Here is a 6,177-nt window from a genome sequence, read left to right as displayed (position 1 = left end):
TTATGACCAAGGAACCCTATAAGAAGTAGCCTCATTGGAAAGTAAATTTTTCTTTTGAAGTCTTTCACTATAGAGAATATCAAACTCCCTTTTTAACTTAAATAGCTTTTTCTGATTTGGCCTTAAATTCCTTCCTAAAAAAGGATAAAGGATAAAACCAACTACAGGAAGAAAAGTCATTATAAGAATCCAGGTAAAGGCAATTGATTGCTTTTTTCTTTCAATAAATAAAATTGTAAGTATGGTAATAAAGTTTAGTATGTATATAACTCCAAGAATCCAGGACATTTATTTTACACCTCTAATATTTAATGATTTTACTCTTTAATAAAGCTGTTTATTATGATATATTAATATAATACTTATTTACCGGCTAGTCGGTATGATAATGGTATCAAATTAAAAAAATGGTGTCAAGGAAGCTTGGTCTCATAAAACCAGCGCTATTTCCTGGTAATTATCGCAAAGGATTGGTGAGAAACATAAGGAAAAATATAGATTGATAGGCGGAGTAGACAAAATATAGGCTATGAAGGTGAAAATGTATTTTATGAAACACCAGAAAGCTTTAAGGGAACCAAGATGAGAAGCAGGAATAAGAAAGTCTTTATTTTTGCTGACTGTATGAAGCGTAAAAATGAAGATGTATTAAAAGGAACAAAAAAGTGTAGGGGGAAATATCCATGAGTGAGTTAATTCAAAAAGGTATAAGTAAAGGAAGCAGTGTAGGAAAGCTATTAAAGGCAACTTTTACTGCCACTATTTTTTTATCAGTGATAGTTACAGCTGTTGAGGGTTCAATATTAGCGCTTTTATTAAAAGCCATTACAGGTTCAAAAAACTTTTTAATGATAGCAACAATTTGCATTGTATCAAATATAGTTTTAGCATTACTTTTATTAGTTATATTTATGGCAGTAATTAAAAAAGCTTCTAGCAATTTTACTAATGTTGCCCATGCTATAAACTCTGGAGATTTATCTATGGATATTGAAAAGAAGGATTTCAAAGCTTTAGGCAAGATTGCAGATCACATGAACTCATTAACTTCAGAAATGAGAAAAATAATACAAGGAAGCTTTGTGCTTACAAAAGCCATGGTTAGCTCCTCTTTAAATATGTCTGAAAAAGTAAGACAAGCCACAGCAACAATATCTGAAATAACTAACACAATTGATGAAATTGCTAAAGGTGTAACTAATCAAGTGGCGGAAACACAAAAAAGTGTAGATAAGATTGAGGCATTGTCTCAACATATAGATGCTGTTAGTAACAGTTATCACGATATGATGACTGAGGCTAGCAGTGTAAGTAGCTTAAATAAAGAAGGACTTGAAACTGTTAAAAGTCTAAGAATTGAATCTGATAATTACAATATATCTTCAGAGAAGATATTTGAGGCTATAGAAAATCTTACTGTTACGTTAAATAATATAGGTTTGTTCGTAGATTCTATACAAAGTATTGCAGACCAAACAAATCTTCTAGCTCTTAACGCTGCCATTGAAGCTGCTAGAGCTGGAGAGTCAGGTAGAGGCTTTGCAGTAGTTGCAGAAGAAGTTAGAAAGCTAGCTGAGGAAAGTAAAAAATCAACTGAAGAAATTAAAAATACAATGAAAGATATCCAAGAGGATTCTCAACAGGCAATTAATGCTATGAGGTCTATGAAGAATGTTTCTAGTGAGCAACTCGAAGCCGTTGATCAGACTGAGAGTTCCTTTAATAAAATAGCTAAGTCTATTGAATCAATTATAGAAAAAATCAATGACACAAACGAAGCAATAAACCACATGGAAAATCTAAAAGAGGATGCTATTTCTGCTATTGAAAACAGTACAAGAGTTTCAGAGCAAACAGCAGCAGCTAGTGAGGAATTAGCTGCAAGTGCAGATTCTCAGTTAGAAATTTTCAAAGAAATGTCAAATTCAGCGGAAGAATTAAATACTTTAGCTAATAATATGGATGAAGGACTTAAAAAATATAAGCTGTAAAAATGTGGAAGAGGTTTGCGGAGTTAAAATAATTAGTACAATCACAGAAATAAAAACTTACTAGGGATAGGTTGTAAATCTGTAGTAAGGAAATACTATTTAAAAGGAGAAAATTAATGAAGATACAAAAAAATTCTAAAAAACCTTTGATTTATTATTATATTGTGGTCATAGTCATTATGATGCTTGCAAACACTTTATTACTACCTATGATTTTGCAAAAAGAAATTAGCAAAGTTGATTATGGTACGTTTTTAAAGCAAATTGAGAGTGGGCAGGTTAGAAAAGTTGAAATACAAGAAAACCAAATAGGCTTTAGCGCTGTTAATGAAGAGGGAAAAGAAGGTCTTTATATAACAGGTCGTTTAGAAGACCCTGATTTAGTTAAACGTCTTTATAGTGCTAATGTAAGCTTTGAAAGAGTTATACCAAAGGAAACTTCGCCACTTGTTAGTTTCCTATTATCATGGATTCTTCCAATGGTGATCTTCACAATCCTTGGACAGAGGCTTGTAGGAAAAATACAAGGTAAGATGGGTGGCATGGGAAATGCAATGACCTTTGGGAAGAGTAATGTGAAAGTATATGTGGAAGCACAAACTGGGAAGACTTTTGCCGATGTAGCAGGACAAGATGAAGCTAAGGAAGCTTTACAAGAAATTGTAGATTTCCTACACAATCCTCAAAAATATAAGGAAATTGGAGCAAAGGTTCCAAAGGGAGCACTATTAGTAGGTCCTCCAGGAACAGGTAAGACCCTTCTTGCAAAGGCAGTAGCAGGAGAATCAAAAGTACCCTTCTTTTCAATTTCAGGTTCAGAATTTGTAGAGATGTTTGTTGGGATGGGTGCTGCTAGAGTGAGAGATTTATTTAAACAAGCACAGGAAAAGTCACCTTGTATTGTGTTCATCGATGAAATAGATACTATAGGTAAAAGTAGAAATTCAGCAGGTCCAGGTGGTAATGATGAAAGAGAACAAACATTAAACCAACTTTTAACTGAGATGGATGGCTTCGATGCAGATAAAGGGGTAGTAATTTTAGCAGCTACAAATAGACCTGAAACCCTTGATAAAGCATTATTAAGACCAGGGAGATTTGATAGAAGAGTTCCTGTAGAGTTACCTGATTTAAGAGGCCGTGAAGACATATTAAAAGTACATGGAAAAAATGTTAAATTAGGCGATGATATAGATTTCAATGGCATTGCAAGAGCTACTTCAGGAGCTTCAGGAGCAGATTTAGCTAACATCATCAATGAAGGAGCACTTCGTGCAGTAAAGTTTGGACGTAAATATATAATTCAAAGTGATTTAGAAGAAGCAGTAGAAGTTGTAATTGCTGGATACCAAAGAAAAAATGCAGTGATTTCCATGAAGGATAAATTAACTATTGCTTATCATGAAATCGGTCATGCGCTTGTTGCAGCAAAGCAAAACCACTCTGCACCAGTACACAAAATAACTATAATACCAAGAACTTCTGGCGCCTTAGGTTACACCATGCAGGTGGAAGAAGGTGAGAAGGTTCTAATGACAAAGGAGCAAGCATTAGATAAGATAGCTACCTATATGGGCGGGCGTGCTGCGGAGGAAATTGTGTTTAATAGCATAACTTCCGGAGCTTCTAATGACATTGAGCAAGCCACAAAGATTGGTAGAGCTATGGTTACTAGATTTGGTATGAGTGAAAAGTTTGATATGATGGCTCTAGAAACTGTAAACAATCAATATTTAGGTGGAGATGCTTCATTAATAGTATCGGCTGAAACCGCAGCTAAGATTGATGAGGAAGTCCTTCAAATTATTAAAACTTGCCATAAAAGGGCTCTTGATATATTAGAAGAAAACAAAGAAAAGCTTCATGAATTGGCAAAATATCTCCTAGAAAAAGAGACTATTACAGGAGAAGAATTCATGGCCGTCTTATCCTAGCAAGTAAAGGACATATGATAAGAAAGTTGTTAAGGTTATAATAAAGCTATTTAGAGAAGAACAAAACTCCTAGGTTAATAATGAGATACCTAGGAGTTTTGTTATCTATATTAAAAATTTCAAAAAGTTTTTAGCTAACCCAAGAAAAAGAAAGAATCCGCATACATCTGTTGCAGTTGTTAGGAATATGGAGGATGCTAGTGCAGGGTCTATACCTAACATTTTTAAAACAAGAGGAATTAAAAAACCAAAGAAACCCGCTATAACTAAATTTCCAATCATAGCAATAAAAATAATAAGGGCAAGATATGGATTTCCATACTTTAAATATAATATAAATCCAGTCACTAAACCTGTAGCTGCTCCATTTATCATACCGAGAAAAACCTCTTTAAAGATGAGCTTCCAATTACTTTTTAAATCAACTTCACCTAGGGCAATACTTCTAATAACTACAGATAAGGATTGAGTGCCTGCGTTTCCGCCCATTCCTGCAACAATAGGCATAGCAGCGGCTAGTGCTACCACCTGAGCTATAACATCTTCAAATAAGCCTACTGTAAAAGAAGCTAAAAATGCTGTAATTAAGTTTATAAATAACCAAGGAAGTCTTTTTCTTACAGAGGTTAAAAGAGTGCTATCTACTCTTTCCTCTTTACTAACACCACTTAAATGAAGCATGTCTTCTGTCTGTTCTTCAACGATAACATCAATAATGTCATCTACAGTAATAATTCCTAAGAGACTTTTTCTGTGATTTACAACAGGAATTGCCTTTAGATCATATTTTGAAACTAGCAAAGCAACGTGTTCTTGATCTATGTCAGGATATACATAAATAATATTTTCTCTCATTATCTCTTCAAGTAGTTTATTTTCAGGAGAAATTAATATATCTCTTAAATCAACAGTTCCAACTAGCTCTTTTTTTTGATTTGTTATAAAAATTGTTTCGATTATTTCTGTTTTAGGACCTATATTTTTAATTTTACTTAAAGCCTCTGAGGTGGTTAAATCTCTTCGAAGGGATATATATTCTGTTGTCATAATACCACCAGCACTATCTTCAGCATAACCTAGTAATTCCTCTAGCTTTATAGTATCACTTTTTTTCATGATTTTAAGCAAAGCTTTTCTCATTTTTATTGGTAGACCCCCAAGAATATCGGCAACATCATCCTTTGACATAAATGAGAAAATATTTACTATTGATTGAAAATCAATAAGTTTAATTAACCTTACTTGAAGTTCTATAGTTGATTGCTCAAAAAACTTAGCCATAAGCTGGCTGTTTACTAAAGAATTAAACTTCACTAAGTTTTCATCATCTAATTCCTCTAAAAGAAAAGCAACATCGATAGGATGAGCGTCATAGAGAAACTCTGATAGAAGCTCATAGTTATCCTTTGATAAAACATGGATTAAAGTTTCTACTTTATTCATTTTTAATCACCGCCTCTTAAATATACATTTAGATAATCTAAATATAAGAATTCTGTACTGTAATAAATTCCCTAACACCTTCACCTTGTGGTTTAGGAAAAAGGAGAATTTAAGAGTTAAAATAAAAACTTCATTGCAATGGAAGCCTTTATTTTACGGCCAGTATAAGGGGAATCTCATAGTTAAGAATAAATGAGGACAGCAATTATATGATTAATAGAAACAATTTAGTTAGGTGGCTTCAAGATGTAAAAAAGAACAGAGCTTGCCTTCAAATGAAAAGTACTATTTAACCATATAAAATTGTCCGTTCCATCCAAACTACTACCGGCTGAGTCCATTCTTTTTCACCTCCGAAAATCAAAATAAAAAACCTCCGTAAACTTGAAGATAACGAAGGTATTTGATCAATACTTTCTCGTTCAAGTTTTAGCTCTGCAAGGCAATGTAATTGCATTAGATTAAGCCTTCTTTGTTCGGCAAAACCTGCTAACCAGTTAAGAATGTTTCCATTCTTTTACGGCAGCAATCCGTATCCTTGTAGTAACCTCACCTACCGAGATTATTTAATTATATATAAAATAATAAATCTAATAGTATAATATGTCAAGGTCTAGAGTCTGGTGTAAGGTTATTACTTTAGGTAGAGAATAGTTTAGTGATTATAATTATTCTACTAATATCATATATTTTATAATCGAAACTAAATAGGATATAAATAAATTTAAGAAAGTACTGTTATATAGATTAAACATATGATATATATGTTAATAGCGATTAAAGTTATTAGTGGTATCTTTATAATATTT

4 protein-coding genes and 1 riboswitch are annotated in these 6,177 nt (G+C 32.9%); of the genes, 2 read left to right on the top strand and 2 right to left on the bottom strand.

Annotation, left to right across the window (positions count from 1 at the left end; all coding sequences use genetic code 11):
- Complete coding sequence (locus tag B3040_RS11175; protein ID WP_291573284.1) at positions 1 to 288, bottom strand: PLDc N-terminal domain-containing protein; 288 nt, start codon at positions 286 to 288, stop codon at positions 1 to 3.
- A 395-nt stretch (positions 289 to 683) separates the two neighbouring features.
- Between B3040_RS11175 and B3040_RS11170 the strand changes: the two genes are divergently transcribed.
- Positions 684 to 1,991, top strand: a complete 1,308-nt coding sequence (locus tag B3040_RS11170) for a methyl-accepting chemotaxis protein (RefSeq protein WP_291573283.1) — start codon at positions 684 to 686, stop codon at positions 1,989 to 1,991.
- A 116-nt stretch (positions 1,992 to 2,107) separates the two neighbouring features.
- The gene (ftsH, locus tag B3040_RS11165) at positions 2,108 to 3,925 is read left to right on the top strand and encodes an ATP-dependent zinc metalloprotease FtsH (RefSeq protein WP_291573281.1); all 1,818 of its coding nucleotides are present in this window, start codon (positions 2,108 to 2,110) and stop codon (positions 3,923 to 3,925) included.
- Positions 3,926 to 4,030: 105 nt separating this feature from the next.
- Here the strand turns inward: ftsH and mgtE are convergent, their stop codons facing one another.
- Entirely contained in the window at positions 4,031 to 5,368 is a 1,338-nt protein-coding gene (gene mgtE, locus B3040_RS11160) for a magnesium transporter (protein ID WP_291573279.1), read from the bottom strand.
- Positions 5,369 to 5,774: 406 nt separating this feature from the next.
- Positions 5,775 to 5,936, bottom strand: a riboswitch (M-box (ykoK) riboswitch).
- Between the last annotated feature and the right edge of the window lie 241 nt (positions 5,937 to 6,177).

The organism is Clostridium sp. UBA4548 (genome assembly GCF_002387895.1).
In the GTDB taxonomy this organism is placed as follows: Bacteria; Bacillota; Clostridia; order Clostridiales; family Clostridiaceae; genus Clostridium_J.
The sequence above is the reverse complement of the archived record's forward strand: the minus strand, read 5'-3'. Positions and strand labels throughout refer to the sequence as shown.